The sequence below is a fragment of the Piscinibacter gummiphilus genome, from assembly GCF_002116905.1.
Classification (GTDB): Bacteria; Pseudomonadota; Gammaproteobacteria; order Burkholderiales; family Burkholderiaceae_C; genus Rhizobacter; species Rhizobacter gummiphilus.
Map to the genome: position 1 here is coordinate 1,900,680 of NZ_CP015118.1, position 25,433 is coordinate 1,926,112.

Here is a 25,433-nt window from a genome sequence, read left to right on the forward strand (position 1 = left end):
CCTACAGTGAGGTCCTCCCCACTCACCGAAGGACGTCTTCCATGAAGCTCTACCACGCCAGCGGCGCCTGCTCCCTCGCGGTCCACATCGCCCTGCGCGAAGTCGGCGCGCCGTTCGAGGCCGTCGCCGTCGACCTCGCCACGCACACCCTGGCCGGCGGCATCGACTACCGCACGGTCTCGCCCCGCGGGTACGTGCCACTGCTTGAACTGGACGACGGCTCGCGCCACACCGAAGGCACCGCGCTGCTGCCGTACGTGGCCGACCTCGACCCCACGCACGCGCTGATCGGTGCACCCGGCTCGGCGCGGCGCCTCGCGGTCACCGAGTGGCTCGGCTTCGTCGCCACCGAACTGCACAAGGTGTTCAGCCCGTGGCTGTGGCACAAGGAGACCGCCGACTCGACCCGCCAGGCGGTCAAGCAGAAGCTCGCCGAGCGGTTCACCGAACTCGACGGCGTGCTGGGCCAGCGCGACTTCCTCGCCGGCGAGTACAGCGTGGCCGACGCGTATGCGTTCACCATCGTCAACTGGGCGAACTTCCTCGGGCTGCCGCTGACGCCGTACCCGAACCTGCAGCGCTACCTCGACCGCGTGGCCGCCCGGCCGCACGTGCGCGAGGCGCTGCGGGCCGAGGGGCTGCTCAAGGCGTGACGAGGGTGGCCAGCTCGCGGGCGAGGTTGCCCCGGGCGGCCGCTTCCCACGCGGTGTGCAGCTCGGGCGTGCGGTAGATCGCGGGCCGGTCGATGAACGAACGCAGCACCCGCGCGCGGCCCGTGCGCCACTCGGCCTCGGGCACCCAGTCGAACTCGGCGCGGATCGCGGCAGCGTACGTGTCGTACGCGGCCGGCGCTGCGGCCAGCACGGACAGGTCCAGGTCGAGGAACAGCAGCGTGTCGGTGTCGCCGTCGTCGGCGCGGTGGTGCTGCGTCGCTTCCACCATCGTCGCCACACGTTCCACGTCGACGCCGAGCCAGCCGATCGACATCAGCTCGAAGCGCACCACGTCGGCCGAACACACCTCGTTGTCGTTGCGGTGCGTGTCGTACACCACGTCGTGGTACCAGGCGGCGGCCTCGAGGTGCGCCGGCTGGCGCGCGAGGTGCCGCCATGTGCCGAGGTGGCGCAGCAGCGCCTCGACGTGCGCCAGCGTGTGGTAGCGGCGGTGCGGCTCGGCGTAGCGGGCCTTCAGGTTGTCGAGCAGCGTTTCCGGCAGAGAGGGCAGGGCGTTCATCCGGACGATGGTAGCTGCCCGCGGTGACTCCACGTCACCGCCGGGGCCGTGCCACGCGCCGCCACGCCTGCCATGCGGCCGACAGCTCGCGGTCGGACAGCACGAACTCGGGCGCGTCCGTGAGCCGTGCGACGACCAGGTCGAGGAACGCGCGCACGCGGCGCGGCTGGGCCGCCCGGCTGCCGTAGTAGACGTGCAGCCCCATGTGGGCGCTCAGGTGCGGCAGCAGGATCGGGACCAGGCGCCCGGCCCGGAGGTGCGACGCCGCCAGGAAGTTGGCGAGCTGGCCGAGGACCTGGCCCGAGAGCACGGCTTCCAGTTCCAGCTCCGTGTCGTCGGTGGACAGGGTGGGCGACATGTGCCGCTGGACCACGTCGCCGTCGACGTCGAGGAACCACGGTGTCACCTTGCCCGTGCTGCGCTGGCGGAAGACGCTGCACCGGTGGGCGGCGAGGTCGTCCAGCGAGGCGGGCAGGCCGTGCCGGGCCAGGTAGGCCGGCGAGGCGCACACGATCAGCTGCATCGGGAACAGCAGCCGGCCGATCACGCCCTCCTGGGGCGAGACCCCGATGCGGAAGCCCACGTCCACCCGGTCCTGCACCCAGTCGCCGATGCCGTCGTCGAGCCGCACGTCGGGCTGGATGTCCGGGTGGGTGTTGCAGAACTCGTCGAGCACGGGCATCAGCACGGCGGCGAAGGACGACTTGGGCCCCACGATGCGCAGCGGCCCGGCGATCTCGTCCTTGCCCTCGCGCGCGACCTTGAGTGCGCGGTCGAGCGCCGCGAGCGCGGGGCGGGTGTTGTCGAGGAACTGCTGGCCTTCCTCGGTCAGCGCCAGGCTGCGCGTGGTGCGGTGGAGCAGTCGCACCCCGAGGTGCTGCTCCAGCTGGGCGATGACCTGGCTGGCGGCCTGCGGCGTGACCCCCTGGGCGAGGGCCGCGCGGCGGATGCTGCCGAGTTCGACGGCCTTGGTGAAGGTCGCGATGGCGCGAAGTTCGTTGAGGGCCATGGGGTGCGGGGAGGGGCGATGGGCGGATTATCAATCCGTGGCTGCGGCTGGAGCAAGGCACTGCGCGGCCGTGGCTTGCGGATCGGGCGGTGGCCTACCAGTCCTCCTTGACCGCGAGGGCCATCTGCCGTGACGCCGCGCTCCGCGCCGACAGCCAGGCCGTCACGGTGCCCGCGAACAGCACCGCGGCGCACAGCGCGAGCAGGCGGCCCCATGGCAGCATCAGGTCCATCGTCCAGTGGAAGCTCTGCGGGTTCACCACCTTCACGAGCACCACGCTCACGGCGATGCCCAGCAGCAGGCCGAGTGCCGCACCCACCGCGGTCCACACGGCCCCTTCGATCGCGACCACCGAGAGGATCTGCCGCCGCGTGAGCCCGAGGTGGCTCAGCAGGCCGAACTCCTTGCGGCGCGCGAGCACCTGGGCCGACCAGCTCGCGGCGATGCCGAAGAGGCCGATGGCGATGGCGACGCCCTGCAGCCAGTACGTCACCGCGAAGCTGCGGTCGAAGATGCGCAGCGAGGTGGCGCGGATCTCGCCGGGTGAGGCGAACTCGAGCAGCGCGGCATCACCGCCGGCGGCCGCGCGCAGCGCGTGCTGCACGGTGGCCGGGTCCGCGCCCGGAGCGAGCCACATCGCGAGGTCGTTGACGCGGGTGTCGCCGGTGAGCCGGCGGTAGTCGGCCGCGTGCATCATCACCGCACCGTGCTGGCGCGCGTAGTCGCGCCACACGCCGCGCACGAACACGGTGGTCCGCGAGCCGTCGGGCAGCGGCAGCGCGATGCGGGAGCCGGGGGCGGCGCGGTACAGGTCCACCATCGCCTCGCTGACGTACACGCCGGTCTCCCCGGCGGGCAGGGGGCGCAGGTTGCCGGTCAGCGGCAGTTCGCGGGCGGGATCGGTGAGCGGGCGGGCGATCAGCACGATGGGCGGCCGGCGTTCGTCCATCAGCACGGGGGAGACGCGCTGCGACTCGGCCCGCACGATGCCGGGCAGCGAGGCCGCCGCATCCACGAGGGGGGCGGGCAACGCGACGAGGTCGCCCGGGCCGCCGGCGGACGCCGCGCGCACGTACAGGTCGGCGGGCAACACCGTGTCGAGCCACTGCGTCACCGCGTCGCGGAAGCTCGCGACCATCACGGTGAGCGCCACCGCGAGGCTCAGGCTCGCGACGACACCCGCCACCGCGACGGTGGCCGCGTTGCGCTGGTGGCGCGCGCGCTCCACGGCCAGCAGTGGCAGGGCCTCCCGCGGCGGGCGCACGGCCGACAGCATCAACGCGAGGCCGGCCGGCACCCACGCGATGCCGCCGAGCAGCAGGCACGCCACCGACGCGTAGGCCGCGAGCGGCACACCCGCGACCGGTGGCAGCAGCGCGAGGCCCGCGCCGAGGGCCACGAGCACGGGGCCCAGCCACGGGCGCGCGTGGCCGCTGTCGCCGCCGAGGCCCTTCAGCGCGAGGGCCGGCGCGAGGCGCTGGGCCGCGCGGGCCGGCACCCAGCCGCCCACCATCGCCGCCAGCACGCCCAGGCCGCCATACACGGCCGCGGCCCCGGCGCTGAACTGCAGCCGCGGGGTCACGCCGGGGAAGTAGCCGCCGCCGAGGTCGCCGGCCAGCAGCTTGAGTGCGGTCGCGGCGAGCGCGGTGCCCAGCAGCAGGCCGAGCCCGCTGCCCACGGCGCCCAGCAGCGCCGATTCGGCGACGACGAGGCCCAGCCGCTCGCGTCCCGTGAGGCCCAGCACGCCCAGCAGCGCGAACTGCGCCTGGCGCTTGGCCACGGACAGCGACAGGATCGAGAACACCAGGAACGCGCCGGTGAACAGCGCGACGAGCGCGAGCACCGTGAGGTTCACGCGGTAGGCCCGCGACACGTTCGAGACCCGCTGCGAGGCTTCGTCCGGCGCCGCGGCGCGCACGCCGTCGGGCAGCGCGAGGGACGCCACGACGCGCTGGCGGTCGGCGCCCGCGGCCAGCCGCACGTCGATGCGGCTCAGCCGGCCGAGCCAGCCGAACGTGGCCTGGGCGCCGGCGATGTCCATCACGGCGAGGGCCGCGCCGGGCGCGCTCACGGTGCCGCGCACGGACAGCACCGCGCTGCCCGATGGCGTCTGCAGCCGCAGGTCGCCGGTCGTGCCGAGCGCCTCGCGGGCCGCGGGGTTCAGGAACACGGCGTCGGGCAGCAGCGCGGCGTAGCGGCTGCCGTCGTCCGACGCGTGGGGCAGCAGCGCGGGCGACACGGCCCCGGCCACGAGTGCATCGAGGCCCAGCACGCGCAGCGGCACACGCTTGCCCGCGGGGTCGACGGCGTAGGTGTCGATCTCGATCACGGGGCTGGCCACCGCGATGTCCGGGTGGGCCGCCACCCGCGCGTACAGCGCCTCGTCGAAGCCGCCCCGCTGCGCGCGCAGCTCGAAGTCGGGTTCACCGTTCACCGACCGCACCGCCGCACTGAACTCGCTCAGAGCCGACGCGTTGATCAGGTGCACGGAAAACGCGAGCGCGACGCCCAGCATCACCGCGAGCAGCGCGGCGAGGTTGCGCCAGGGGTGGTGGCGCAGCTCCGGCCACGACAGCTGGCGGAGCAACCCGATCATGTTTCGTGAAGTCCCGTGGCCGTGAGCGTCAGCACCCGGTCGGCCCGTGCCGCGGCCGTGCGCGAGTGCGTGACGAGCACGCACGCGGCGCGTTCGCCATGCACCTGCGCCACCAGCACGTCCATCACCTTCGCCGCGGTGGCGGGGTCCAGGTTGCCGGTGGGTTCGTCGGCGAGGATCAGCGCGGGCCGGTGCACGAGCGCCCGGGCGATGGCCACGCGCTGCAACTGCCCGCCCGACAGCGTCTGCGGCAGCCGCGCCCCGAGCCCGCCGAGGCCCACCGCGTCGAGCACCTCGGCCACGCGCGTGTCGTCGGCGCGGTGCTGCAGCAGCAGCGGCAGCGCGACGTTGTGCGCGACGCTCAGGTGCGGCAGCACATGGAAGGCCTGGAAGACGAAGCCGAGGTGTTCGCGCCGGAAGAGCGCCTGCTGCGTCTCGTCGAGCGTGGTGACCTCGCGGCCGGCGATGGACACCGAACCGGCATCGACCGTGTCGAGCCCGGCGAGGCAGTTGAGGAACGTGGACTTGCCGACACCCGACTCGCCGACGATCGCGACGAACTCGCCCGGGGCGACGTCGAGGTCCACCGCCGAGAACAGCGGCTGCCCCGGCCACGCCTTCGCGAGGCCGCGCACCTGCGCGAGGGGCGTGGTCAAGCGAGGGTCTCCGCGAGGCGCACCGCGAGCGCGACCGCCCGGCCGGTGGCGTCGGGCCCGTCGCAGTCGATCACCTGGCGCTGCGGCATGCTGCGCAGCCACGTGACCTGGCGCTTGGCCAGCTGCCGCGTGGCGGCGGCGCCGAGTTCCTGGAGGTCCGACAGGTCGCCGCGGTCCAGCGCCTCCCAGGTCTGGCGGTAGCCCACGCAGCGCATCGACGGCATTGCCAGCGTGAGGTCGCCGCGGTCCCGCAGGCCGGCCACCTCGTCGACGAGGCCGTCGTGCAGCATCAGCGCGAACCGCTCACCGATGCGGCGGTGCAGCCACGCGCGGTCGACGGGTTCGAGCGAGATCAGCGGGGGCGTGTCCACCGCCTCGCGTTCGCGATGAAACGACGACAGCGGCCGGCCGCTGACGCGGTACACCTCCAGCGCGCGCTGGATGCGCTGCGCGTCGGTGGGCGGCAGCCGCTGCGCGGTGACGGGGTCCACGGTGGCGAGTTCGGCGTGCAGCGCGGGCCAGCCGCGTTCCGCGGCGTCGGCGTCGAGCGCGGCCCGCACGGCCGGGTCGGAGGCCGGCATCTCGTCGAGCCCGTCGAACAGCGCCTTGAAGTACAGCATGGTGCCGCCCACGAGCAGCGGCAGCGCGCCGCGGGCGGTGATCTCGTCGACGAGCCGGTGCGTGTCCGCGACGAAGCGTGCCGCCGAGTACGCGCCGGTGGGCTCGATGATGTCGATCAGGTGGTGGGGCGCCTGCGCCCGTTCGGCGGCCGTGGGCTTGGCGGTGCCGATGTCCATGCCGCGGTACACGAGCGCCGAGTCGACGCTGACGATCTCGACGGGACGCCGCGGCGCGAGCGCCGCGGCGATGGCGAGCGCGGCCGCGGTCTTGCCGGACGCGGTGGGCCCCGCGAGGCACAGGCAGCGCGAGGCGATGGAAGCGGCGGAGGGAGAGGTCAAGGCACTCGGTGCTGTGGGACGACAGCACCGAGGTTAGCAGGGGATCAGCCGACCATCTTGCCGTACCGGTCGATGGTCACGAGCTCCACGTACTTCGAGCCATGCGGGTTGCCCGGGGCGAACTGCACCTTGTAGCCGCCGAGGTCGGTGCGCAGCGACGCGAGCGACTCCTTCAGGCGCGTGCGGTTCACGGCGCCGCCCTTGACGGCGCCGCGTGCGGCCTCGACCGCGGTGCGGCCGGCGATGTAGCCCTCGAGCACCGACACGCCCATGCGCTGGTCGCTGCCCATCGCGGCCAGGTCCTGCTGGCAGCGGCTCACGACGGGAAGGCCCATCGCATTCGGGCGCGGCACCACGACGCTCATCACCGCGCTCTGGCCCTTGGCGGCGAGCGCCTCGACGAGGTCCTGCCCGGCCATCGACGACGCGAAGTTCATGCCCTTGTAGCGGGACGCGAGCAGGTGGTCGATGATCGAGGCGGTGGGTGTTGCTGCGGCCATGAACATCACGGCGTCGAGGCGCTGGTCGGCGAGCTGCGCGGCCACCGCGTCGTACGACGGGTTGTTGCGGTCGAGGGCGATGGCGACGACGGGCGTGATGCCCACGGTGGCGAGCGACACTGTCATCGCGGCGAGGTTCGGCTTCGACGTGCCTTCGAGGTAGACGAGCCCCAAGCGCGAGAGGCTGCGGTCCTTCACGTACGACACCATGCGCTTGAACTCGAGGTCGTAGCCCGCGCGGGTGTGGTACGCCGACGCGAGGTTGTCGGCGCGGATGCCCATGTGGCCGGTGGCCGAACCCAGCAGCGCGACCTGCTGCGATTCGAGGCCGGGCAGCACGGCCTCGGCGCCCGCGCCGCTCGTGAGGCCCAGCAGTGCGGTCACGCCGGCGTCGGTGAGCGCCTTCACGTTCTTCGCGCAACGGTCGGCGGCACCGGCGTCGTCGAGCGACACGAGTTCGAAGCGCTGGTTGCGATCCGCCTTGTTGGCGGCATCGAAGGCCGCGAGGATGCCGGCCCGCACGGCCTTGCCGTGTTCGGAGAGGTCGCCGGTCAGCGCGGCCGACTGGCCGAACTTCACGACACCCGACTGGGCGGTGGCGGTCCCGTGGACGCCGGCCAGCCAGCTGCCCACACACAGTGCCGGAGCGCCCAGCACGAGGTTCCTGCGGTTCATTTTCGATGCTCCCTGTTTTGACGTCCTGCCGGCGTCGCCGGCCCCCTGGACGGATGTCTGTCGACTCGTTGGACTTCGGACTGGGTGGCAGCGCCTTGAGCTGGCGTTACCGCTCGACACCACTGGAAGCTTTGGTCACGGCCGTGTCCTGTCTGGCGCAACGTTTGGCCCGTGGTGTAGGTGTTTGACGGTCACGGCGAAACAAGCGCAGAAACACCCGCGCTGTTCCGCCCTTCAGACCGCGGCGGTCCCGTCGAAGATGCCTTGCCGGCGGAGCTGTTCGACGTCGACGTTCCACCACGACCAAGTCAGCCCCATGCGAAACAACCTTCCCGTCACCCAGCGCGAACACGACTTCCCGGCCGATGCGACGCTGATGTCCGTCACGGACCCGCAGAGCCGCATCACGTACGCGAACGAGGCCTTCATCAACGTCAGCGGCTTCGCGGCCGAGGACATCGTGGGCCAGCCCCACAACCTGGTGCGCCACCCCGACATGCCGCCCGCGGCGTTCGGGGACATGTGGGCCACGCTGAAGGCCGGTGAGTCGTGGACCGGGCTCGTGAAGAACCGCCGCAAGAACGGCGACCACTACTGGGTGCGCGCGAACGCGACGCCCGTCATGCGCCATGGGCAGCCCGTCGCGTTCATGTCCGTGCGCACGAAACCCTCGCGCGAGGAAGTGGCCGGTGCCGAACACCTGTATGCCGCGATGCGCGAAGGCCGTGCGAACGGCCTGCGTTTCCACAAGGGGGTCGTGCTCAAGCGCGGCGCGATGGCGTGGCGGACCTGGCTCAAGACGATGCCCGTGCGCTGGCGCATCCGCCTTCCCGTGTTCGCGATGACCGTGCTGAGCATCGCCGCAGCGGCCATGAGCGGACTGTCGATGGTGTCACTCGCCGAGTTCGTGGGCGCGTACCTCGCGCTGACGTTCTTCGCGCTCTGGTTCATCGAGGCGCAGGTCACGCGTCCGCTCGAGACCGTGATGGATCACGCGAAGCGTGTGGCCGCCGGCGACATGAGCAAGTCCGTGCAGCTCGACCGCGTCGACGAAGTGGGCCTGACTTTGCGCTCGATCAACCAGCTGGGCCTCATGTTCCGCTGGGTCATCGATGACGTGGCGGCCCAGGTGGTCAACGTGCAGTCGTCGAGCAGCGACATCGCCCAGGGCAACAACGACCTCAGCGCGCGCACCGAACAGGCCGCGGCCAGCCTGCAGGAGACGGCGGCCTCGATGGAGCAGATGAGCGCCACCGTGCGCAACAACGCCGACGCGTCGCGCCAGGCCGAGCAGCTGGCCGCGAGCGCGAGCGGCGCGGCGGCCCAGGGCGGCGCGGTGGTCGGCGAGGTCAACGAGACGATGGCGGGCATCACGGCGTCGAGCAAGCGCATCGGCGACATCATCGGCACGATCGACGGCATCGCCTTCCAGACCAACATCCTCGCGCTCAACGCCGCGGTGGAAGCGGCGCGGGCCGGCGAACAGGGCCGCGGCTTCGCGGTGGTGGCGGGCGAGGTGCGGTCGCTGGCGCAGCGCAGTGCCGAGGCCGCGAAGGAGATCAAGTCCCTCATCGGCGACAGCGTCCAGCGGGTCGAGCAGGGCAGCCGCCAGGTGGAGGACGCGGGGCGCTCGATGAGCGAGATCGTCGAGCAGGTCAAGCGTGTGAGCGACCTGATCGCCGAGATCGGATCCGCCACCCGCGAGCAGTCGAGCGGCATCGGGCAGGTCACCGACGCGGTCTCGCATCTGGACCAGACCACGCAGCAGAACGCGGCGCTCGTGCAGCAGTCGGCCGCGGCCAGCGCGAACCTGAGCCGCCAGGCCACGCAGTTGGTGAACGCGGTGGCGGTGTTCCGCATGCGCTGAGGGTTCACCCTCAAGTTGGCCGTGAGATTGCCGAAAACAGGCACGTCGGAGCCGTCTCCAGGGCGGTTCCCGTGCCTTTTTTCACGTCCTGGATTGCAGTCCCTCTCATGCGAACGAATCTTCCCGTCACCCAGCGAGAACACGAATTTCCGGCCGACGCGACCCTGATGTCGACCACCGACACGGACAGCCGCATCCTCTACGCCAACGCCGCCTTCGAGGCCGCCAGCGGTTTCACGCAGGACGAGTTGAAGGGCGAGGCCCACAACGTCGTGCGCCATCCCGACATGCCCCGCGAAGCCTTCGCCGACATGTGGGCGACGCTGAAGGCGGGCCAGTCGTGGACCGGCATCGTGAAGAACCGCCGCAAGAACGGCGACCACTACTGGGTGCGGGCCAATGCCACGCCCGTCAAGCGCAACGGCCGCACCGTGGCCTACATGTCGGTGCGCACGCGCGCCAGCCGAGACGAGATCAAGCAGGCCGAGGCGCTGTACGCCGGCTTCAAGAAGGAAGGCGGCGCCGGCGCCGCGTTCCACAAGGGCCTCGTGGTGCACACGGGTGCGATGGCCTGGCGCAGCATGCTCAAGACGATGTCCGTGCGCTGGCGCCTGCGCCTGCCGGCGATCGCCCTCGTGGCGGTGGCCATCGCCGGTGCCGCCGCGTGCGGCCTCGGCGGCGCGGGTCTCGCGGCCTTCGCGGCGGGCTTCGCGGTGGTGTCGGCACTGGCGCTCGGCTGGGTCGAGGCCCAGGTCACGCGCCCGCTCGAACAGGTGATGGCCGAGGCGGAACGCGTGGCGGCCGGCGACACCGGCAGCCCGCTTCACCTCGACCGCGTCGACGAGATCGGCATGACCTCGCGTTCCATCAACCAGCTGGGCCTGATGTTCCGCTGGATCATCGACGACGTGTCGTCGCAGGTGCTGAACTTCCAGAGCGCCACGAGCGACATCGCCCAGGGCACCATCGACCTCAGCGGGCGCGTGGAGCAGTCCGCTTCGAGCCTGCAGCAGACCGCCTCGTCGATGGAACAGATGAGCGCCACCGTGCGCAACAACGCCGACTCGGCCCACCAGGCCGAGGAACTGGCCGCCAACGCCTCGGCGGCCGCGGCCCAGGGCGGGTCGATCGTGGGCCTCGTGAACGACACGATGGAAGGCATCACCACGTCGAGCAAGAAGATCGGCGACATCATCGGGGTGATCGACAGCATCGCGTTCCAGACGAACATCCTCGCGCTGAACGCCGCGGTGGAAGCCGCGCGGGCTGGCGAACAGGGCCGCGGCTTCGCGGTGGTGGCCGGTGAAGTGCGTTCGCTCGCCCAGCGCAGCGCGCAGGCCGCCAAGGAAATCAAGACGCTGATCAGCGACAGCGTGGAGCGTGTCGAGCAGGGCAGCCGCCAGGTGGGCGATGCCGGCCGCTCGATGGGCGAGATCGTCGAGCAGGTCAAGCGCGTGAGCGACCTGATTGCCGAGATCGGTTCCGCGACCCGCGAGCAGACCGCGGGCATCGGCCAGGTGAGCGAGGCGGTGAGCCAGCTCGACCAGGTCACGCAGCAGAACGCCGCGCTGGTGGAGCAGAGCGCCGCGGCCGGCGAAAGCCTGAAGGACCAGGCCAGCCGCCTCGTGGGCGCGGTGTCGGTGTTCCGGCTCGGCCGGTAAGAAGGAAACTCAGCGGCCGGAGGCGCTGTCGCCGGCCTGCAGCCGCAGCATCAGCCGCATGTACTCGAGCTTCGCGTGAAGCTCGGACATCTCGGCCAGCAGCGCGGCCCAGCGCGTGGCGTTGCCGTCGGGAGACGGCAGCGGGGCGGGGGTGTTGTGGGCGTCCATGGAAACTCCGTGACGTATTTTGCACCTGATGTTCGCCGACCGTGTGGAAGTTGGCAACCCCCGTGATTCCGGGGCGGGGTCCGGCGCTGTCACCCCGCTGTCATGCGGATTTCACGCCGCAGTCACGAGTCATCTAGATGATTCGCCCCGTTGTCCACTGAGCACCGGGGTTCCCCATGAACGATCTGGCGATCGAAGTCACGTCGCTGCACAAGCAGTTCGGCGAGAAGACCGCATTGCGCGGCATCGACCTGCAGGTGCGGCGGGGCGAGATGGTCGCGCTGCTGGGCGCGTCGGGCTCCGGCAAGAGCACGCTGCTGCGCCACCTGAGCGGGCTGCACGTCGCGCATCGGGGTTCCGTCAAGGTGCTCGGACGTGAGCTGCAGGCGAACGGCAAGCTGTCGCCGCAGGTGCGTTCGCTGCGCGCCGAGATCGCCACGATCTTCCAGCAGTTCAACCTCGTCGAACGCCTGCCGGTGATGACGAACGTGATGGCCGGTGCGCTGCACCGCCTGCCGCTGTGGCGCACGCTGCTGCGCAGTTTCCCCGCTGCGGAACGCGAGCGTGCGCACGAGGCGCTGTGCCGCGTGGGCATCGAGGCGTGTGCGTGGCAGCGGGCCTCCACGCTGTCGGGCGGCCAGCAGCAGCGGGCCGCGATCTCGCGGGCGCTGGTGCAGGGCGCCAAGGTCGTGCTGGCCGACGAACCCATCGCGTCGCTCGACCCGTCGTCGAGCCGCCGCGTGATGGAGCTGCTCGCGGCCGTGAACCGCGACGTGGGCGCCACCGTGGTGGTGTCGCTGCACCAGGTCGACTACGCCTTCGCCTACTGCCCGCGCACCGTCGCGCTGCGCGGCGGCGAGGTGGTGTTCGACGGTCCCACGAACCAGCTGTCGATGGAGCGCCTGCAGTCGCTGTACGGCGGCCAGATCGACGAACTCTTCCCCGAGCCGGCGCATGCGCGTCCGGCCCCGCGGCTGCCCGAGCTCGACGCGGCGCCGCTGATGCAGGCGGCCTGACCGCCGCCTCCCCACCCCTTTCTCTCCCAGGAGCTTTCCATGAACCGCCGTTCCCACATCACCGCCCTGATCGGTGTCACCGCCACGATGCTCGGACTCGCGCTGCCGGTGGCCGCGCAGACGCGCGAAATCAACTTCGGCTTCATCTCGACCGAATCGTCGAACAACCTGAAGGCCGCCTGGCAGCCCGTCATCGACGACATGCAGAAGGCCACGGGCCTGAAGGTCAACACGTTCTTCGCACCCGACTACGCCGGGGTCATCGAAGCCATGCGCTTCAACAAGGTGCAGCTCGCGTGGATGGGCAACAAGTCCGCGATGGAAGCCGTGGACCGGGCGAGCGGCGAGGTGTTCTCGCGCGTGGTGAACGTCGATGGCACGCAGGGCTACTGGAGCCTGATGATCGTCCACAAGGACAGCCCGCTGAAGACGCTCGACGACGTGATCCGCAACCGCAAGGACCTGACGCTCGGCTTCGGCGACGTCAACTCGACGAGCGGCTCGCTGGTGCCGGGCTTCTACGCCTTCGGCGCGAACAAGGTCGACCCGAGCCGCGACTTCAAGCGCTCGGTGCGCAGCAACCACGAGACGAACATCCTCGCGGTGGCCGGCAAGCAGATCGACGTGGCCACGGTGGCGAGCGACGGTGTCGACCGCATGAAGATCAAGATGCCCGAGAAGGCGGCCGAGCTGCGTGAAGTGTGGCGTTCGCCGCTGATCGCGAGCGACCCGCTCGTGTGGCGCAAGGACCTCGACGCGGACAGCAAGAAGAAGATCCGCGAGTTCTTCGAGACCTACGGCCGCGACGCCCGCGAGAAGGAGAACCTCGCGAAGCTGACGCTCGGTGGCTTCGTGACGTCCGACAACAAGCAGCTCGTGCCCATCCGCCAGCTGGAACTCGCCCGCGAGCGCAGCAAGGTCGACGCCGACACCGCGATGGCCGCCGACGACAAGTCGACGAAGCTGAAGGACATCGACGCCCGCCTGGCCGAGCTGGCCAAGGTGAACTGACGGAAGCCTCGGCGTGACCCCGTCCCTGGCCCTCGGCGCGGCGGCCACGCCGCCGCGCACTTCCTGGTCGCGCCTGCTGATGTGGGCCGTGCTGCTGGCCGTGCTCGCCGGCTCGTGGAAGGGCGCCGACATGCGCCCGCTCGACCTGTTCAACGACGCCGGCAACATGGCGGAGTACGTGCGCGGCTTCCTGCCGCCGAACTTCACCGACTGGCGCAACTACCTCTCCGAACTGGTCGTCACGCTGCAGATCGCGGTGTGGGGCACGGCGCTCGCCATCGTGTGTTCGGTGCCGCTCGCGCTGCTCGCGGCCGGCAACATCACGCCGTGGTGGATCCACCAGCCGGCGCGCCGCGTGCTCGACGCGTTCCGTTCCATCAACGAGATGGTGTTCGCGCTGCTGTTCGTCGTCGCGGTGGGCCTGGGCCCGTTCGCCGGCGTGCTGGCGCTGTGGGTGCACACCACCGGCACGCTCGCGAAGCTGTGCTCGGAGGCCGTCGAGGCCATCGACCCGCAGCCGGTGGAGGGCATCCGCGCCACGGGCGCGCACCCGCTCGAGGAGATCCTCTACGGCGTGCTGCCGCAGGTGATGCCGCTGTGGATCTCGTTCGCGCTGTACCGCTTCGAATCCAACGTGCGTTCGGCCTCGGTCGTCGGCATGGTGGGTGCGGGCGGCATCGGCATGGTGCTGTGGGAGGTGATCCGAGGCTTCCAGTACGCCGAGACTGCCGCGGTGCTGCTCATGCTGATGGTCACCGTCTCGCTGATCGACATGGCCTCGGCCCAGCTGCGCAAGCGGCTCGTGTGATGGACGCGGTCGAACGCATCGAGCAGCTGTTCGCGCAGCACGGCGACGTGGTGTACGACGGCGCGCGCAGCGAGCCGGTCACGGCGCTGCAGCATGCGCTGCAGTGCGCCCAGCTCGCGGAGTGGGCGCACGCGCCGTCCACGCTGGTCGCGGCCGCGCTGCTGCACGACATCGGCCACTTCTTCGAGCAGCTGCCCGACGACGTCGACGACCGGCATGAGCACCGTGCCGTGCCGTTCCTGTCGGCCTGGTTCCCGCCCTCCGTGGTGGAACCGGTGCGGCTGCACGTGGAGGCCAAGCGCTGCCTCGTGACCTTCGACGCGGTCTACGCCGCCGCGCTGTCGCCCGCCTCGGTGCATTCGCTCGCGCTGCAGGGCGGTCCGATGTCCGGGGCCGAGGCCGCGGTGTTCCAGCGGCAGCCGTACGCGGGCGATGCACTGCAGCTGCGGCGCTGGGACGATGCGGCCAAGGAGCCGGGCAAGGCGGTGCCGTCGCTCGGCTACTACCTCGCGCTGCTCGACGAGGTCCGGGCCGCGCGCTGAGCTTGCCCGGCGGAATGCCGGGTGTGTGAGGCGTTCGCCTACAAGCCGATGCGGCGGGCGCCGACGCCCCGTTTCGACGGTGAACGGGCATGCTAGGGGGATCGCCCGATCTCTCCAACGCAGTCCCCCATGCAGATCGCATCCTCCTCCGCCCTCCACAAGCAGCTTCCGGACGCCCCGGTCGGCCTGGCGGCCTGGTGGGAGCCGGCCTCCGATTTCGCGACGCCGGTGGCCTTCGAGAGCAGCCTGCGCCGTTCGCTGGCGGCCGCGCGCCGCGAGACCGGCACGGTGGCCGTGCTGATGATGTCCGTCGATGCGGCGGGCGCCGTGGCCTGCCGCCGCGCGCTGCGCGAGTCCGACGTGGTCACGCGGCGGGAGGACGGCTCGCTCGCCGTGATGCTCGACGGCTTCGATTCCGCGGCGGAGGCGGACCGGGTGGCGGCGCTCGTCGCGCGGCGCCTGCAACGCCTGCCCGAGACCGGCGACGACGCGCCCGGCATCGCGATCAGCGAGCCGCGCGACCGCAGCCCGCAGGCCCTGATCGAGCGGGCGTGGGCCCGCGTGACCGGCTGACCCTTTCTCTTCAGTAGAGCGTGCTGCGCTGCCGCTCCGGAAGGGCCGCATCGTAGGCCGCGCCGTCGATCTCCGACTGCGACAGCACCTCCAGCACACGGCCGGCGGTGGGCAGCGCGTCCCGGGTCACATGTTTCGCCGGATTCCACAGCCCGGACCGCAGCACCGCGCGCCCGCACTGGAAGAACACCCTGGTGACCGAGACCACCAGCACCGAGCGCGGTGGCTTGCCGTCCACCTCGAAGCGCGCGAGCAGGTCGGGGTGCACCGAGATGCGGGCGGAGCCCAGCACGCGCAGCGCCTCGTTGTGGCCGGGCACGAGGAACAGCAGCGACACCCGCGGGTCGAACGCGATGTTGCGCAGCGTGTCGATGCGGTTGTTGCCGCGCCGGTCGGGCAGCAGCAGCGTGTGGTCGTCGGCCACCTCGACGAAGCCCGGGGCGTCGCCGCGCGGCGAGATGTCGAGCCCGTGGGTCCCGAGCGTCGCGATCGCGAGCCAGGGCGAGGTCTCGATGAAGGGCCGGTACATCGGGTGGACGTGGTCGGCTTCCTTCTTCAGGGAGGCGCCTGCCGGCAGCGCGTAGAGGGCCCGCAGGCCCTCCACGGTGCCGATGTCGTGGGTGGTGTCGGTCCAGGGGGTTTCGGTCATGTGATCCTCCGGCCGGCACGATACACCTCGCGCACGGTCGGCAGACCCCCTACCTCGACGACACGCACCACGTCGGCCTTCAGGCCGATGGCGATCTCGCCGCGGTCGTGCAGGCCGCAGGCCAGCGCGGGGGCACGGCTCACCACCTTCACCGCCTCGGGCAGCGAGAAGCCCGCGTCCGACTGGAGCTTCCACGCGGCCTGCAGCAGGCTCGACGGCACGTAGTCGGACGACAGCGCATCCAGCACGCCGGCCTTCGCGAGGTCGAGCGCCGCGACGTTGCCCGAGTGCGAGCCGCCGCGCACCACGTTCGGCGCGCCGGCCACGGTGGACAGGCCGAGCGACCGTGCGTGGCGGGCGGCGTCCATCGTGGTGGGAAACTCGCTCATCGACGCACCGAGCGCATGCGCCTCGTCGACGTGGGCGAGCGTGGTGTCGTCGTGGGTGGCGAGCGCCACGCCATGGTCCTTCGCGAACGCGGTGAACCAGGCCCGGTTGGGCACGGCGTACTGCGCCTGGCGCTGCGGGGCGATGCGCACCTCCTCGTCGAAGCGGGTGTCGCTCCAGCCCTTCTTGCCGGTGTAGTAGATGCGGGCGTGTTCGACGTCGGTCCACTGGCGCTGGCCGGGCGTGTGGTCCATCAGCGAGATGAGGCGCAGGCGCGCGTGGCGCGCGAAGGGTTCGAACAGCGCCTGCGCGTTCGGGGCCGGCAGCTCGCAGCGCACGTGGATCAGGTGGTCGGCGCGCAGCGCGCCGGCGGCTTCCAGGCGGTCGAGCACGTCGAGCAGCGCGCTCTGGTCGCGCGAGCGGAAGCCGTCGCCGTACGGGTCGCCCACGCCGATGGCGTCGAGCACCGTGGTGATGCCGGCTGCGGCGATCTCGGCGTCGTGCGACTGCACGGCGGACTGCATCGGGAAGTACACCTTCGGGCGCGGCATCACGTGGCGCTCGAGGTTGTCGGTGTGCACCTCGACGAGGCCGGGCAGCAGCAGGTCGCCGCGCAGGTCCACGGCGCCGGGCACCTGGCTCGGGCCGTGGCCGATCCCGGCGACGAGGCCGTCGCGCAGCAGCACGTGGCCGTGGATCACCTCGTTGCCCAGCACGAGGCGGGCGTTGTTCAGCAGGAGTTCGTTCGGGGCGGTCATGCGTCGTGTCTCACGTGGATGCAACGGGTGGCGACGGCGTCGCGCACTTCTTCGTCGTGGAAGATGCCCACGACGGCGGTGCCGCGGGCCTTGGCCTCCTCGATCAGCTGGACGACGACGCGGCGGTTCGTGGCGTCCAGCGAGGCGGTGGGTTCGTCGAGCAGCAGCAGGGTGGCGGGCTGGATGAAGCCGCGGGCGATGTTGACCCGCTGCTGCTCGCCGCCGGAAAACGTGGCCGGGGGCAGGTCCCACAGGCCCTGGGGCACGTTGAGGCGGTCGAACAGCGAACGTGCCTCGTCGCGCGCGCGGGCCAGGGCGGCGGCATGGGCTTCGTCGTCCAGCGTGTTCGCGGCGGGGTCGGCGTCCACGCGGCGCTCGGCCACCACGTCGATCGCCGGCACGCGCGGCACCACGCGCAGGAACTGGCTCACGTACGCCATCTCGCGGCGGCGCACCTGGATGACCTCCTGCGGCGTGGCCGTGGCGAGGTCGAGGGTGGCACCGTTGTCGCGGGCCAGCAGCACCTCGCCGCTGTCGGCCCCGTAGCTGCCGTGCAGGCATTTCATCAGCGTGGACTTGCCCTGGCCGGATGGCCCCACGAGCGCCACGCACTCGCCGGCGGCGACGTCGAGGGACACTCCTTGCAGCACCGGCAGGCGCAGGCTGTCGCGCAGGTGCAGCGTGAAGGTCTTGCGCAGGTCGCGCACGCGAAGCACGGGAGTCGTCAGGGCCGTCATGGCATCACCACCGAGGAGACGAGGAGTTGAGTGTAAGGATGCTGCGGATCGTCGAGCACCCGGTCGGTCAGGCCCTGCTCGACGATGCGGCCCTGCTGCATCACGAGCGTGCGGTGGGCGAGCAGGCGCGCCACGCCGAGGTCGTGCGTGACGACGAGCGCGCACAGGTGCATGCGGGCGACGAGCACGCGCACGAGGTCGAGCAGGCGGGCCTGCACCGACACGTCGAGGCCCGACGTGGGTTCGTCCATCAGCACGAGGCGCGGGCGGGTCACGAGGTTGCGTGCGATCTGCAGGCGCTGGCGCATGCCGCCCGAGAAGGCGCGCGGGCTGTCGTCGACACGGGCCGGGTCGAGCTCCACGCGCTCCATCCACTCACAGGCGCTGGCGTGCAGCTGCCCGTGGTGCCGCTGGCCGAGGGCCATCAGGCGTTCGCTGACGTTGGCGCCGGCACTCACGTTCAGGCGCAGGCCGTCGGCCGCGTGCTGTTCGACGAAGCCCCATTCGGTGCGGGCGAGTTCGCGGCGTTCGCGTTCGGGCAGGCCGTGCACGTCGACCTTGCGGCCGTCGGCGGTGCGGTAGAGCACCTGGCCTTCGAGCGGGGCGATGCGGCCGGCGATGCAGTTGAGCAGCGTGCTCTTGCCCGAGCCGGATTCGCCGACGATGGCGACCACCTCGCCGGGGTACAGGGACAGCGCCGCATCGCGCACCGCCCAGCGGGTGCCGGCGTTCGCGAAGCGGTGGCTGAGGGCGTCCACGCGCAGCAGCGGTTCGTTCATCGTGCACCTCCGAGCGGCACCACGAAGCTGAAGCCGTGGCGCTGGAAGCCGAGGTTGTCGTAGAAGGCATGCGCTGCCTCGCGCTTCTCGTTCGACGACAGCGCGAGTTTGTAGCAGCCGGCGGCCGAGGCGCGCTCCATGGCCTCGTGGATCAGCCGGCGGCCGATGCCCTTGCCCTGTGCGGCAGGGTGCACCGCCACGTCTTCCACCAGCGCGGCGGGGGCCGTGGCGTGGGCCAGCAGCGGCAGGATGAAGAGCGTGAGGGTGCCGAGGGGCTGGCCGTCGCCGGACTCGGCGATGAACACGTGGGCACCGGCCTTGCGGAGGGCCGACCAGTGCGCCGCGGCGCGTTCGGGGTCGTTTTCTCCGGGGCGGTCGATGCCGGAGGTCTCGTACAGCATCAGCAGGTTCGGCACGTCGCGCGCCGTGGCGTCGCGCACGGTGATGACGGGATCGGTCACAGGGGGGCTCCTTCGGCGGCCTCGCGCTGCTCGCGGCAGTGGTCGGTGTCCGAACAGGTGTGGAGGGGGACGCCGTCGGAGGTGGGCACCTCGTCGAGCCAGGTGGTGGTGCTGCCGCACAGCGCGCACGCGTGTTCGGGCATGGGCACCTCGAACGGATGGTCCTCGAAGTCGAGGCTCTTCACGTCCGTGTAGGGCGGCACGGCGTACAGGCGCTTCTCGCGGCCGGCGCCGAACAGCTGCAGCGCGGGGTTGCGGTGCATCTTCGGGTTGTCGAAGCTCGGGATGGGCGACGGCGACATCACGTAGCGGCCGTGCACCAGCACCGGGTGGTCGTAGCTGCTGTCCAGGCGCCCCCAGTGCGTCAGGTCCTCGTAGAGCTTCACGTGCATCAGGCCGTACTCGCGGTACGCGTGCAGGCGCGTGGCTTCGGCGCGGCGCGGCTCCAGCTTGTAGAGCGGCTCGGGCTGCGGCACCTGGTACACGAGCACCTGATGCTCCGTGAGCGGCGCCTCGGGGATGCGGTGGCGCGTCTGGATGACCGTGGCCTCGCGGGTGCGTTCCGTGGTGGACACGCCCGTCGTGCGGCGGAAGAAGTGGCGGATGTTGACGGCGTTGGTGGTGTCGTCCGAACCCTGGTCGATCACCTTGAGCACGTCGCCCTGGCCGAGCACCGCGGCGGTCACCTGGATGCCGCCGGTGCCCCAGCCGTAGGCGAGGGGCATCTCGCGGGAGCCGAACGGCACCTGGCAGCCGGGCACGGCCACGGCCTTCAGCAGCGCGCGGCGGATCATGCGCTTGGTGCCCTCGTCGAGGTAGGCGAAGTTGTAGCCGGCGTTCATGGGGTCTCTGCTTGCTGTGCCGAACGGAGCGTGCGCACCATGTGCAATTCCGATTCGAACGTGACGTAGTGGGGCAGCTTCAGGTGCTGGACGAAACCGGAGGCCTCGATGTTGTCGCCGTGCGGCAGCGCGAACTCCTGCTGCTGCGCGGGGCTCGTGACCTCCTCGTCGAACTCGTCGGCGCGCAGCACGCGGTCGACGAGGGACATCGCCATCGCGCGGCGTTCGCCGTGGCCGAAGGCGAGGCCGTGGCCGCGCGTGAACTGCGGCGGCGCGTTGGCGCTGCCGACGAACTGGTTGACCATCTGGCATTCGGTGAGCTCGATCTCGCCGATCTCGATGGGAAAGCCCAGTTCGTCGGGCACCACCTCCACCGCGACGTGGCCGTGGCGCACCTCGCCGGCGAACGGGTGGGTGTTCGCATAGCCGCGCTGCGTGGAGTACGCGAGGCCCAGCAGCCAGCCCTCGTCGGCGCGCGACAGCATCTGCAGGCGGGCCGGGCGGGGCGTCGGGTACGCGGGCGGGTGGCGGGTGATGTCGTCGGGCTCCGGGTCACCCGCCGACGGCACGGCCGGTTCGACCAGGCCTTCGTCGGCAAGGTGCTTCAGTGCGGGCGCCACGGCCGGCGGCGGTTCGGCGGACGCCGGCGTGGCGAGCGGCGCGGCGCTGCCGGCCTCCAGCAGCCGGAAGTCGAGCAGGCGCTGCGTGTAGTCGAACGTGGGGCCCAGCAGTTGGCCGCCCGGCAGGTCCTTGAAGATCGCGGAGATGCGGCGCGAGACGCGCATGCGGTCGGTGTCCACCGGTTCGGTGAACGCGAAGCGCGGCAGCGTGGTGCGGTAGGCGCGGATCAGGAACGCCGCCTCGATGGCGTCGCCCCGGGCCTGCTTCAACGCGAGCGCGGCGAGCTCGGGGTCGTACAGCGAGCCCTCGGCCATCACGCGATCGACCAGCAGCCCGAGCTGTTCGCGGATCTGCGCGACTTCCAGCTCGCGCAGCGCGCGGTCGCCCCGGCGGGCTTCGTCGAGCAGGCGCCACGACGCGGCGATCGCGGCCTCTCCTCCCTTGACGGCGATGTACACGGGTCAGTCCTCCAGGGCGATGCGGGTGGAACGGGGCAGGGCCGCGATCAGCGGGCCGCACGTGAGCACGAGGTCGGCGCCCCGCGGGAAATGGTGCTCGCGGGACTGGCGCTCCTGCCAGAAGGCGGTGCCGACACCCCCCACGTCCAGCGAGTGGTGGTGTTCGATGCCGGGGCCGGTGAGCCGCAGGCCGGGCGTGGCCGACAGCGACGGCACCTCCACCAGCAGCGTGGCGGCGGTGTGCGGCGCTTCGTCGGTGCCGATGGCAGCCTCGGACCACACGTCGGGCCGGGCGTCGTTCGCGGCCAGCACGAGCCAGTCGGCCTCGGTGGCGGTGTCGGCGATGCGCGCGCCGGTGTGGAAGCGCAGCCAGGCGGCCAGCGCCTCGGCGTGGGCGCCGGGGGCGAACCACACGCGCAGGTCGGGGTCGGCGACGGTCAGCAGCACGGCCGCGGTGGCGGCGCCGAGTCCGGCAGGCGGGTCGACGCGCACGGCGGCGTCGTCGAGGCTCTGCAGGCGGCCGGGGCGGGACATCGCGTCGAGCAGGCGGCGGAACACCTGCTGCGCGTCGTGGACGGGGTCGGCGAGACCCGGGGCCAGGTCGGCCAGGGCGGTGGTGTTCATCAGTTGGCCTCCGGCTGGAGCGTGTAGAACTGGACGCGGCTGGTGTCGGCGCGGGCCGAGTCCGCGGCGCGCCGGGCGGCGAGGGCCTCGGCCAGCGGCGCGAGCACCGCCTTCGACAGCACGGGGTGCAGCGCGGGCACCTGCAGCAGTGCGTCGAGCGAGGCGACCCACTGCGCGCGGTCCTCGTCGCGGCCCAGCACCCAGCCGACGCCGGCCGTGGCGGGGCCGTTCGCGGGCCGGTGCGTGACCACGCAGCGCGTGACGGTGGCCTCGCCCACGTTGAAGCGGTCGCCGCCGTTGGCGATGCGGGCGCGGACCATCGCGAGGCCGGTCTCGGGGCGGCGCAGCCATTCGAAGTGGTGGTCGGCGATCACCGGGGCGGCATGGGTGGCCAGCAGGTCGCGCGGGGCCTGGGCCAGCAGCGACAGCCAGGCCTGGCGGGGGGCGTGAGGAGGGGGGGTGTTCATGGCGTCGGAGTTCATCACGATGTCATCTAGATGACTTTATCATTGCACGCAGTATCCGAGTCGTCGATGACAATTTCTTGACCATGAACCGAAATCCCGAGCTCGAACCTTCTCCCGACGTCCAGGCCGACGCCCCGCGCGGGCGGCGCTGGGAGGCCATCGCCACCGCGCTGCGCGACGACATCGTGTCGGGCCGCATCGCGCCCGGCGAACGGTTGCCGAACGAGGCCACGCTCGCCGCGCGCTTCGAGGTGAACCGGCACACGCTGCGCCAGGCCGTGCAGGCCCTGGTGCGCGAAGGGCACCTGCGGGTGGTGCACGGCAGCGGCACGTACGTTCGCGAGCTGGTGCTCGACTACGCGCTGCAGCGGCGCACCCGCATGAGCGAAAACGTCGCGCAGGCGGGTGAACGGGCGAAGCGCGAGCTGCTGTCCCACGAACGCGCGAAGGCGGGCGAGTGGGCCGGGCCGCTGAAGGTGCCGGCGGGCAGCGAGGTGGAGATCCTCCACACGCGCGCTTCCATCCGCGGACGGCCGGTGGGCATCTGCACCGCGGCGTACCCGTGCCCGCGGCTGTCGGGCATGGCCGAGGCGTTCAAGGCGGGCGGCGTCATCACCCAGGCGCTGAAGGACCTGGGCGTGGCCGACTACGTGCGCGTGCGCAGCACGATCTCGACGCGCCTGCCCACGCCGGCCGAGGCCGACGCGCTGGCCCGGCCGGTCACGCAGCCGGTGCTCGTCGTGCAGTACGTCAACGCGGACCTCGACGGCAAGCCGGTGGAGGCCGCCACGACGCTGTTCGCCGCCGACGCGGTGCAGCTCACGGTGGAGTCGGACGGAGAGGTCTCGTGACCGCGCGGCATGCGGTCTACTGGGTGCCGCGCGAGGATCATCCGCTGTGGGCGGCCGGGGTCTCGTGGCTCTCGCGCGGTGACCATCGGGCCTCGGCCACGCGCTACGGCTTCCATGCCACGGTGAAGGCGCCGATGCGGCTGCGCGGTTCGACCGCCGGCTTCGCGGCGGCGCTGTCGGCGCTCGCGAAGGCGCATCGCGCCGTGCCGCTGCCGGCGTTCGAGGTGACGTGGCTGCGCGACTTCATGGCGCTGTGCCCCACCGCGCCGCTGCCGGCCGGCTTCGACGCGCTGGCCACCGCGTGCGTCAAGGAACTCGACGGGTTCCGCGAGTTGCCCGACGCCGCGGAGCGCGCTCGCCGCATCCGGGGCCTCGACGAGGAGCAGGTCCGGCTGTACGACACGTGGGGCTATCCGCACCTGTTCCACCGCTGGACCATGCACCTGACGCTGTCCGACGAAACGACCGACCCGTTGCTGCGCGCGGCCCTGGCCGAAGCGGCACGCGCGCATTTCGCCGAGGCGCTGGCCGTGCCGATGGGGGCGGGGGAACTCGCGTGGGTCATCGAACCGGCACCCGGCGCACCGTTCCACATCGAACGGCGCTTCGCGATCGGAGGGGACGCATGACCACGCATGTGCCCGACAGCGAACGCCTGATCGTCGTGGTGGGGCCGTCCGGCGCGGGCAAGGACAGCGTGCTGCAGGCCTGGCGCACGCTGCTGCCGCCGGCCGAGGCGCCGGCGCAGGTGCGCCGTGTCATCACGCGCCCGGCCGACCCGCACGGCGAGAACCACGAGCCGATCGACGAACCCACGTTCGCGCGCATGTGCCTCTCCAACGAACTGGCCTTCTGGTGGTCGGCCCACGGCCTGCACTACGGCGTGCGGCGCGCCTCGCTCGCGCCGCTGGCCCAGGGCCGCTGGGTCGTGATGAACGGCTCGCGTGGCCACCTCCCGCAGCTGCGCCGGCGCGCGCCGAAGGCGCACGTGGTGGAGGTGACGGCGCCGCCCGAGGTGCTGGCGCAGCGCCTCGCGGGGCGTGGGCGCGAGGACCCCGACGCGGTCGCCGCACGGCTCGCACGGGAGACGCCGGCGAGCGAGGCCTCGCTCGTGGTGTCCAACACCGGCGACGTGACCGAGGCGGCGCAGGTGCTGCACCGGTGGTGGGAGAGCCTGAACTAGGCCTTGCCCAGCGGCGGCTTCGAGAACAAGCCCGACGCGCTGCTGGTCGCTGCCAGTTCGTCGGTGGCCGCCAGCAGCGCCGGCGCCAGCGCCTGGATGCGCTCCGGCGTGAGCCGCTGCCGCGGCCCCGCGATGCTGATCACGCCGATGGCCGGGCGCCCCGCGCGCCGCACGGGCGCGGCCACCGCGGACATGCCCGGTGCGAACACCTCGTCGATCATCGCGTAGCCCCGCACGCGCGCGGCATGCAGGAAGCCGAGCAGCGCCTTCACCGTGGTGGGTGCCTTCGGACCGAATTCCTTCGGTGAGCCGAAGCCCTGGGCCGACACGAGGGCCAGGGCCTCCTCGTCGGTGAGGGTCAGCATCCACGCGTGGCCCGACGACGTGCACGACAGCCGCGCGTCCATGCCCATGTCCGGGTCGTAGCGGAAGCCCTTGCGGCCGCCCTCGGCCTTCGCGACCCACGTGAGGCGGTTCACGTCGATGATCGACAGCCGCACGAGTTCGCCCGACAGGTCGGCGAGGCGCTCGATCAGTGGCTGTGCGATGTCGACGATGCCCGAGCTGCTGAGGAAGCCGAGGCCCAGCGAAGAGATCTTCGTCGTCAGCACGTACTCGCCCTGCGCCCGCAGCTGGCGCACGTAGCCGCGCGCGCACAGCTCGGCCAGCAGGCGGTGGCAGGCGCTGCGCGGGATGTCGAGCGTGTCGGCGATCAGCGCGAGCGGCAGGCCGTCGGGATGGCCGGCGAGGTGTTCGAGGATGCCCAGTCCCCGGTCGAGTGCGGTGCTCATTTTCCGCAATATAGAACAGGATTCCAGTTCGGAACGACAGGTTGGGCGGCGTTTCAACAATCGCTTCCAACGACCCCAACCCTGTCCAGGAGGCCCCATGGCCCACCCGCTGTTCGTGCTCAACGGCTCCAACCTCAACATGCTCGGCAAGCGCGAGCCCCACCTGTACGGCACCACCACGCTCGCCGAGGTGAAGGCCCGCACCGAGGCGCTGGCCGGCCAGCTCGGCCTCGCCTGCGACTTCCGCCAGACCAACCACGAAGGGGTGCTGGTGGACTGGATCCAGGAGGCCTTCGAGGCCGACGCCGCCGTGGTCATCAACCCGGCCGGCTTCTCGTTCAAGTCGGTGCCGGTGCTCGATGCGCTGAAGCTCATCCGCAAGCCGCTGGTCGAGGTGCACATCACCAACATCCACCAGCGCGACGACCCGTACCGGCACTCGCTGGTCTCGCTCACCGCCACCGGCGTCATCTGCGGGCTCGGTGTCAACGGCTACCTGCTCGCGGTGCGCGCGGTGGCCGATGCCCTCGGCCTGCCGTCGGCCTGATCCG

The 25,433-nt window shown here is 71.6% G+C and carries 29 protein-coding genes; 12 read left to right on the plus strand and 17 right to left on the minus strand.

Translation table 11 applies throughout. The features are described from left to right. Positions 1 to 41: 41 nt before the first annotated feature. On the plus strand, positions 42 to 653 hold the full coding sequence (locus A4W93_RS08640; RefSeq protein WP_085750235.1) for a glutathione binding-like protein: 612 nt from the start codon (positions 42 to 44) through the stop codon (positions 651 to 653). Here the strand turns inward: A4W93_RS08640 and A4W93_RS08645 are convergent. The 6 genes from A4W93_RS08645 to A4W93_RS08670 all read right to left on the minus strand — a co-directional run bounded on the left by A4W93_RS08645 (position 643) and on the right by A4W93_RS08670 (position 7,628). Further along, positions 643 to 1,233 carry an HD domain-containing protein gene (locus A4W93_RS08645; protein ID WP_085750236.1) on the minus strand — a complete coding sequence of 197 codons (591 nt, stop codon included), beginning with the start codon at positions 1,231 to 1,233 and terminating at the stop codon, positions 643 to 645. The genes A4W93_RS08640 and A4W93_RS08645 overlap by 11 nt on opposite strands. A 34-nt stretch (positions 1,234 to 1,267) precedes the next feature. Beyond that, on the minus strand, positions 1,268 to 2,242 hold the full coding sequence (locus A4W93_RS08650; RefSeq protein WP_085750237.1) for a LysR family transcriptional regulator: 975 nt from the start codon (positions 2,240 to 2,242) through the stop codon (positions 1,268 to 1,270). Positions 2,243 to 2,336: 94 nt separating this feature from the next. After that, complete coding sequence (locus tag A4W93_RS08655) at positions 2,337 to 4,838, minus strand: FtsX-like permease family protein (protein ID WP_085750238.1); 2,502 nt, start codon at positions 4,836 to 4,838, stop codon at positions 2,337 to 2,339. Beyond that, a complete protein-coding gene (locus A4W93_RS08660) occupies positions 4,835 to 5,494 on the minus strand; it encodes an ABC transporter ATP-binding protein (RefSeq protein ID WP_085750239.1) in 660 nt (219 codons plus the stop codon). Before A4W93_RS08660 ends, A4W93_RS08655 begins: the two co-directional genes overlap by 4 nt. Further along, positions 5,491 to 6,453 (minus strand): tRNA (adenosine(37)-N6)-dimethylallyltransferase MiaA, encoded by a 963-nt coding sequence (gene miaA / locus A4W93_RS08665; RefSeq protein ID WP_237357727.1) that lies wholly within the window; start codon positions 6,451 to 6,453, stop codon positions 5,491 to 5,493. Before miaA ends, A4W93_RS08660 begins: the two co-directional genes overlap by 4 nt. A 44-nt stretch (positions 6,454 to 6,497) precedes the next feature. Further along, entirely contained in the window at positions 6,498 to 7,628 is a 1,131-nt protein-coding gene (locus A4W93_RS08670; RefSeq protein WP_085750240.1) for an ABC transporter substrate-binding protein, read from the minus strand. A gap of 316 nt (positions 7,629 to 7,944) precedes the next feature. Here A4W93_RS08670 and A4W93_RS08675 point away from each other — a divergent pair, with 316 nt between their 5' ends. Both A4W93_RS08675 and A4W93_RS08680 read left to right on the plus strand, forming a co-directional pair. Continuing rightward, positions 7,945 to 9,495, plus strand: a complete 1,551-nt coding sequence (locus tag A4W93_RS08675) for a methyl-accepting chemotaxis protein (protein WP_085750241.1) — start codon at positions 7,945 to 7,947, stop codon at positions 9,493 to 9,495. Positions 9,496 to 9,602: 107 nt separating this feature from the next. Beyond that, entirely contained in the window at positions 9,603 to 11,156 is a 1,554-nt protein-coding gene (locus A4W93_RS08680; protein ID WP_085750242.1) for a methyl-accepting chemotaxis protein, read from the plus strand. 9 nt (positions 11,157 to 11,165) lie between these two features. Here the strand turns inward: A4W93_RS08680 and A4W93_RS29560 are convergent, their stop codons facing one another. Next, a complete protein-coding gene (locus tag A4W93_RS29560) occupies positions 11,166 to 11,324 on the minus strand; it encodes a hypothetical protein (protein ID WP_157131617.1) in 159 nt (52 codons plus the stop codon). A gap of 176 nt (positions 11,325 to 11,500) precedes the next feature. On the opposite strand from A4W93_RS29560, the gene phnC reads away from it, so the two are divergent. The 5 genes from phnC (at position 11,501) to A4W93_RS08705 (ending at position 15,274) form a co-directional block, all read left to right on the plus strand. Continuing rightward, the gene (gene phnC / locus A4W93_RS08685) at positions 11,501 to 12,340 is read left to right on the plus strand and encodes a phosphonate ABC transporter ATP-binding protein (RefSeq protein WP_085750243.1); all 840 of its coding nucleotides are present in this window, start codon (positions 11,501 to 11,503) and stop codon (positions 12,338 to 12,340) included. 39 nt (positions 12,341 to 12,379) lie between these two features. Further along, the gene (gene phnD, locus A4W93_RS08690) at positions 12,380 to 13,351 is read left to right on the plus strand and encodes a phosphonate ABC transporter substrate-binding protein (RefSeq protein WP_085750244.1); all 972 of its coding nucleotides are present in this window, start codon (positions 12,380 to 12,382) and stop codon (positions 13,349 to 13,351) included. Between the two features lie 13 nt (positions 13,352 to 13,364). Next, entirely contained in the window at positions 13,365 to 14,159 is a 795-nt protein-coding gene (phnE, locus tag A4W93_RS08695) for a phosphonate ABC transporter, permease protein PhnE (RefSeq protein WP_407081704.1), read from the plus strand. Beyond that, a complete protein-coding gene (locus A4W93_RS08700) occupies positions 14,159 to 14,701 on the plus strand; it encodes an HD domain-containing protein (RefSeq protein ID WP_085750245.1) in 543 nt (180 codons plus the stop codon). Before phnE ends, A4W93_RS08700 begins: the two co-directional genes overlap by 1 nt. Positions 14,702 to 14,830: 129 nt before the next feature. Next, positions 14,831 to 15,274 carry a nucleotidyl cyclase domain-containing protein gene (locus A4W93_RS08705; RefSeq protein WP_085750246.1) on the plus strand — a complete coding sequence of 148 codons (444 nt, stop codon included), beginning with the start codon at positions 14,831 to 14,833 and terminating at the stop codon, positions 15,272 to 15,274. Between the two features lie 10 nt (positions 15,275 to 15,284). Here A4W93_RS08705 and A4W93_RS08710 read toward each other — a convergent pair whose 3' ends face one another. Genes A4W93_RS08710 through phnG form a run of 9 tightly spaced genes read right to left on the minus strand, consistent with a single transcriptional unit; the run spans position 15,285 to position 22,057 of the window. Next, positions 15,285 to 15,923 carry a pyridoxamine 5'-phosphate oxidase family protein gene (locus A4W93_RS08710; protein WP_085750247.1) on the minus strand — a complete coding sequence of 213 codons (639 nt, stop codon included), beginning with the start codon at positions 15,921 to 15,923 and terminating at the stop codon, positions 15,285 to 15,287. Then, positions 15,920 to 17,068 carry an alpha-D-ribose 1-methylphosphonate 5-triphosphate diphosphatase gene (locus tag A4W93_RS08715; RefSeq protein ID WP_085750248.1) on the minus strand — a complete coding sequence of 383 codons (1,149 nt, stop codon included), beginning with the start codon at positions 17,066 to 17,068 and terminating at the stop codon, positions 15,920 to 15,922. The genes A4W93_RS08710 and A4W93_RS08715 overlap by 4 nt, the downstream gene beginning before the upstream one ends. Continuing rightward, positions 17,065 to 17,805 carry a phosphonate C-P lyase system protein PhnL gene (phnL, locus tag A4W93_RS08720; RefSeq protein ID WP_218919191.1) on the minus strand — a complete coding sequence of 247 codons (741 nt, stop codon included), beginning with the start codon at positions 17,803 to 17,805 and terminating at the stop codon, positions 17,065 to 17,067. The genes A4W93_RS08715 and phnL overlap by 4 nt, the downstream gene beginning before the upstream one ends. Further along, complete coding sequence (phnK, locus tag A4W93_RS08725; protein ID WP_085750249.1) at positions 17,802 to 18,584, minus strand: phosphonate C-P lyase system protein PhnK; 783 nt, start codon at positions 18,582 to 18,584, stop codon at positions 17,802 to 17,804. The genes phnL and phnK overlap by 4 nt, the downstream gene beginning before the upstream one ends. Then, positions 18,581 to 19,045, minus strand: coding sequence for a GNAT family N-acetyltransferase (locus tag A4W93_RS08730; RefSeq protein WP_085750250.1), 465 nt, complete (start codon positions 19,043 to 19,045; stop codon positions 18,581 to 18,583). Before A4W93_RS08730 ends, phnK begins: the two co-directional genes overlap by 4 nt. Then, positions 19,042 to 19,887, minus strand: coding sequence for an alpha-D-ribose 1-methylphosphonate 5-phosphate C-P-lyase PhnJ (locus A4W93_RS08735; RefSeq protein ID WP_085750251.1), 846 nt, complete (start codon positions 19,885 to 19,887; stop codon positions 19,042 to 19,044). Before A4W93_RS08735 ends, A4W93_RS08730 begins: the two co-directional genes overlap by 4 nt. Next, entirely contained in the window at positions 19,884 to 20,966 is a 1,083-nt protein-coding gene (locus A4W93_RS08740) for a carbon-phosphorus lyase complex subunit (RefSeq protein WP_085750252.1), read from the minus strand. The genes A4W93_RS08735 and A4W93_RS08740 overlap by 4 nt, the downstream gene beginning before the upstream one ends. Before the next feature lie 3 nt (positions 20,967 to 20,969). Then, positions 20,970 to 21,590 (minus strand): phosphonate C-P lyase system protein PhnH, encoded by a 621-nt coding sequence (gene phnH / locus A4W93_RS08745; RefSeq protein ID WP_085750253.1) that lies wholly within the window; start codon positions 21,588 to 21,590, stop codon positions 20,970 to 20,972. After that, positions 21,590 to 22,057: a phosphonate C-P lyase system protein PhnG gene (gene phnG, locus A4W93_RS08750; protein WP_237357728.1), complete on the minus strand. Its 468-nt coding sequence runs from the start codon at positions 22,055 to 22,057 to the stop codon at positions 21,590 to 21,592. The genes phnH and phnG overlap by 1 nt, the downstream gene beginning before the upstream one ends. An 83-nt stretch (positions 22,058 to 22,140) precedes the next feature. On the opposite strand from phnG, the gene phnF reads away from it, so the two are divergent. Genes phnF through phnN form a run of 3 tightly spaced genes read left to right on the plus strand, consistent with a single transcriptional unit; the run spans position 22,141 to position 24,091 of the window. Next, positions 22,141 to 22,908 carry a phosphonate metabolism transcriptional regulator PhnF gene (gene phnF, locus A4W93_RS08755; RefSeq protein ID WP_085750255.1) on the plus strand — a complete coding sequence of 256 codons (768 nt, stop codon included), beginning with the start codon at positions 22,141 to 22,143 and terminating at the stop codon, positions 22,906 to 22,908. After that, positions 22,905 to 23,537 carry a DUF1045 domain-containing protein gene (locus tag A4W93_RS08760; RefSeq protein ID WP_085750256.1) on the plus strand — a complete coding sequence of 211 codons (633 nt, stop codon included), beginning with the start codon at positions 22,905 to 22,907 and terminating at the stop codon, positions 23,535 to 23,537. The genes phnF and A4W93_RS08760 overlap by 4 nt, the downstream gene beginning before the upstream one ends. Next, on the plus strand, positions 23,534 to 24,091 hold the full coding sequence (gene phnN, locus A4W93_RS08765) for a phosphonate metabolism protein/1,5-bisphosphokinase (PRPP-forming) PhnN (RefSeq protein WP_085750257.1): 558 nt from the start codon (positions 23,534 to 23,536) through the stop codon (positions 24,089 to 24,091). Before A4W93_RS08760 ends, phnN begins: the two co-directional genes overlap by 4 nt. Here the strand turns inward: phnN and A4W93_RS08770 are convergent. After that, on the minus strand, positions 24,088 to 24,882 hold the full coding sequence (locus A4W93_RS08770; RefSeq protein ID WP_085750258.1) for an IclR family transcriptional regulator: 795 nt from the start codon (positions 24,880 to 24,882) through the stop codon (positions 24,088 to 24,090). The genes phnN and A4W93_RS08770 overlap by 4 nt on opposite strands. Before the next feature lie 97 nt (positions 24,883 to 24,979). On the opposite strand from A4W93_RS08770, the gene A4W93_RS08775 reads away from it, so the two are divergent. Further along, positions 24,980 to 25,429, plus strand: a complete 450-nt coding sequence (locus A4W93_RS08775) for a type II 3-dehydroquinate dehydratase (protein ID WP_085750259.1) — start codon at positions 24,980 to 24,982, stop codon at positions 25,427 to 25,429. Positions 25,430 to 25,433 lie beyond the last annotated feature (4 nt).

Bases quoted from the DNA above. Each gene is read 5' to 3' on its own strand.
- A4W93_RS08640 (WP_085750235.1), top strand. From the start codon at position 42: ATGAAGCTCTACCACGCCAGCGGCGCCTGCTCCCTCGCGGTCCACATC.
- A4W93_RS08645 (WP_085750236.1), bottom strand. From the start codon at position 1,233: ATGAACGCCCTGCCCTCTCTGCCGGAAACGCTGCTCGACAACCTGAAG.
- A4W93_RS08650 (WP_085750237.1), bottom strand. From the start codon at position 2,242: ATGGCCCTCAACGAACTTCGCGCCATCGCGACCTTCACCAAGGCCGTC.
- A4W93_RS08655 (WP_085750238.1), bottom strand. From the start codon at position 4,838: ATGATCGGGTTGCTCCGCCAGCTGTCGTGGCCGGAGCTGCGCCACCAC.
- A4W93_RS08670 (WP_085750240.1), bottom strand. From the start codon at position 7,628: ATGAACCGCAGGAACCTCGTGCTGGGCGCTCCGGCACTGTGTGTGGGC.
- A4W93_RS08675 (WP_085750241.1), top strand. From the start codon at position 7,945: ATGCGAAACAACCTTCCCGTCACCCAGCGCGAACACGACTTCCCGGCC.
- A4W93_RS08680 (WP_085750242.1), top strand. From the start codon at position 9,603: ATGCGAACGAATCTTCCCGTCACCCAGCGAGAACACGAATTTCCGGCC.
- A4W93_RS29560 (WP_157131617.1), bottom strand. From the start codon at position 11,324: ATGGACGCCCACAACACCCCCGCCCCGCTGCCGTCTCCCGACGGCAAC.
- phnC (WP_085750243.1), top strand. From the start codon at position 11,501: ATGAACGATCTGGCGATCGAAGTCACGTCGCTGCACAAGCAGTTCGGC.
- phnD (WP_085750244.1), top strand. From the start codon at position 12,380: ATGAACCGCCGTTCCCACATCACCGCCCTGATCGGTGTCACCGCCACG.
- A4W93_RS08700 (WP_085750245.1), top strand. From the start codon at position 14,159: ATGGACGCGGTCGAACGCATCGAGCAGCTGTTCGCGCAGCACGGCGAC.
- A4W93_RS08705 (WP_085750246.1), top strand. From the start codon at position 14,831: ATGCAGATCGCATCCTCCTCCGCCCTCCACAAGCAGCTTCCGGACGCC.
- A4W93_RS08710 (WP_085750247.1), bottom strand. From the start codon at position 15,923: ATGACCGAAACCCCCTGGACCGACACCACCCACGACATCGGCACCGTG.
- A4W93_RS08715 (WP_085750248.1), bottom strand. From the start codon at position 17,068: ATGACCGCCCCGAACGAACTCCTGCTGAACAACGCCCGCCTCGTGCTG.
- phnL (WP_218919191.1), bottom strand. From the start codon at position 17,805: ATGACGGCCCTGACGACTCCCGTGCTTCGCGTGCGCGACCTGCGCAAG.
- phnK (WP_085750249.1), bottom strand. From the start codon at position 18,584: ATGAACGAACCGCTGCTGCGCGTGGACGCCCTCAGCCACCGCTTCGCG.
- A4W93_RS08735 (WP_085750251.1), bottom strand. From the start codon at position 19,887: ATGAACGCCGGCTACAACTTCGCCTACCTCGACGAGGGCACCAAGCGC.
- phnH (WP_085750253.1), bottom strand. From the start codon at position 21,590: ATGAACACCACCGCCCTGGCCGACCTGGCCCCGGGTCTCGCCGACCCC.
- phnG (WP_237357728.1), bottom strand. From the start codon at position 22,057: ATGAACACCCCCCCTCCTCACGCCCCCCGCCAGGCCTGGCTGTCGCTG.
- phnF (WP_085750255.1), top strand. From the start codon at position 22,141: ATGAACCGAAATCCCGAGCTCGAACCTTCTCCCGACGTCCAGGCCGAC.
- phnN (WP_085750257.1), top strand. From the start codon at position 23,534: ATGACCACGCATGTGCCCGACAGCGAACGCCTGATCGTCGTGGTGGGG.
- A4W93_RS08770 (WP_085750258.1), bottom strand. From the start codon at position 24,882: ATGAGCACCGCACTCGACCGGGGACTGGGCATCCTCGAACACCTCGCC.
- A4W93_RS08775 (WP_085750259.1), top strand. From the start codon at position 24,980: ATGGCCCACCCGCTGTTCGTGCTCAACGGCTCCAACCTCAACATGCTC.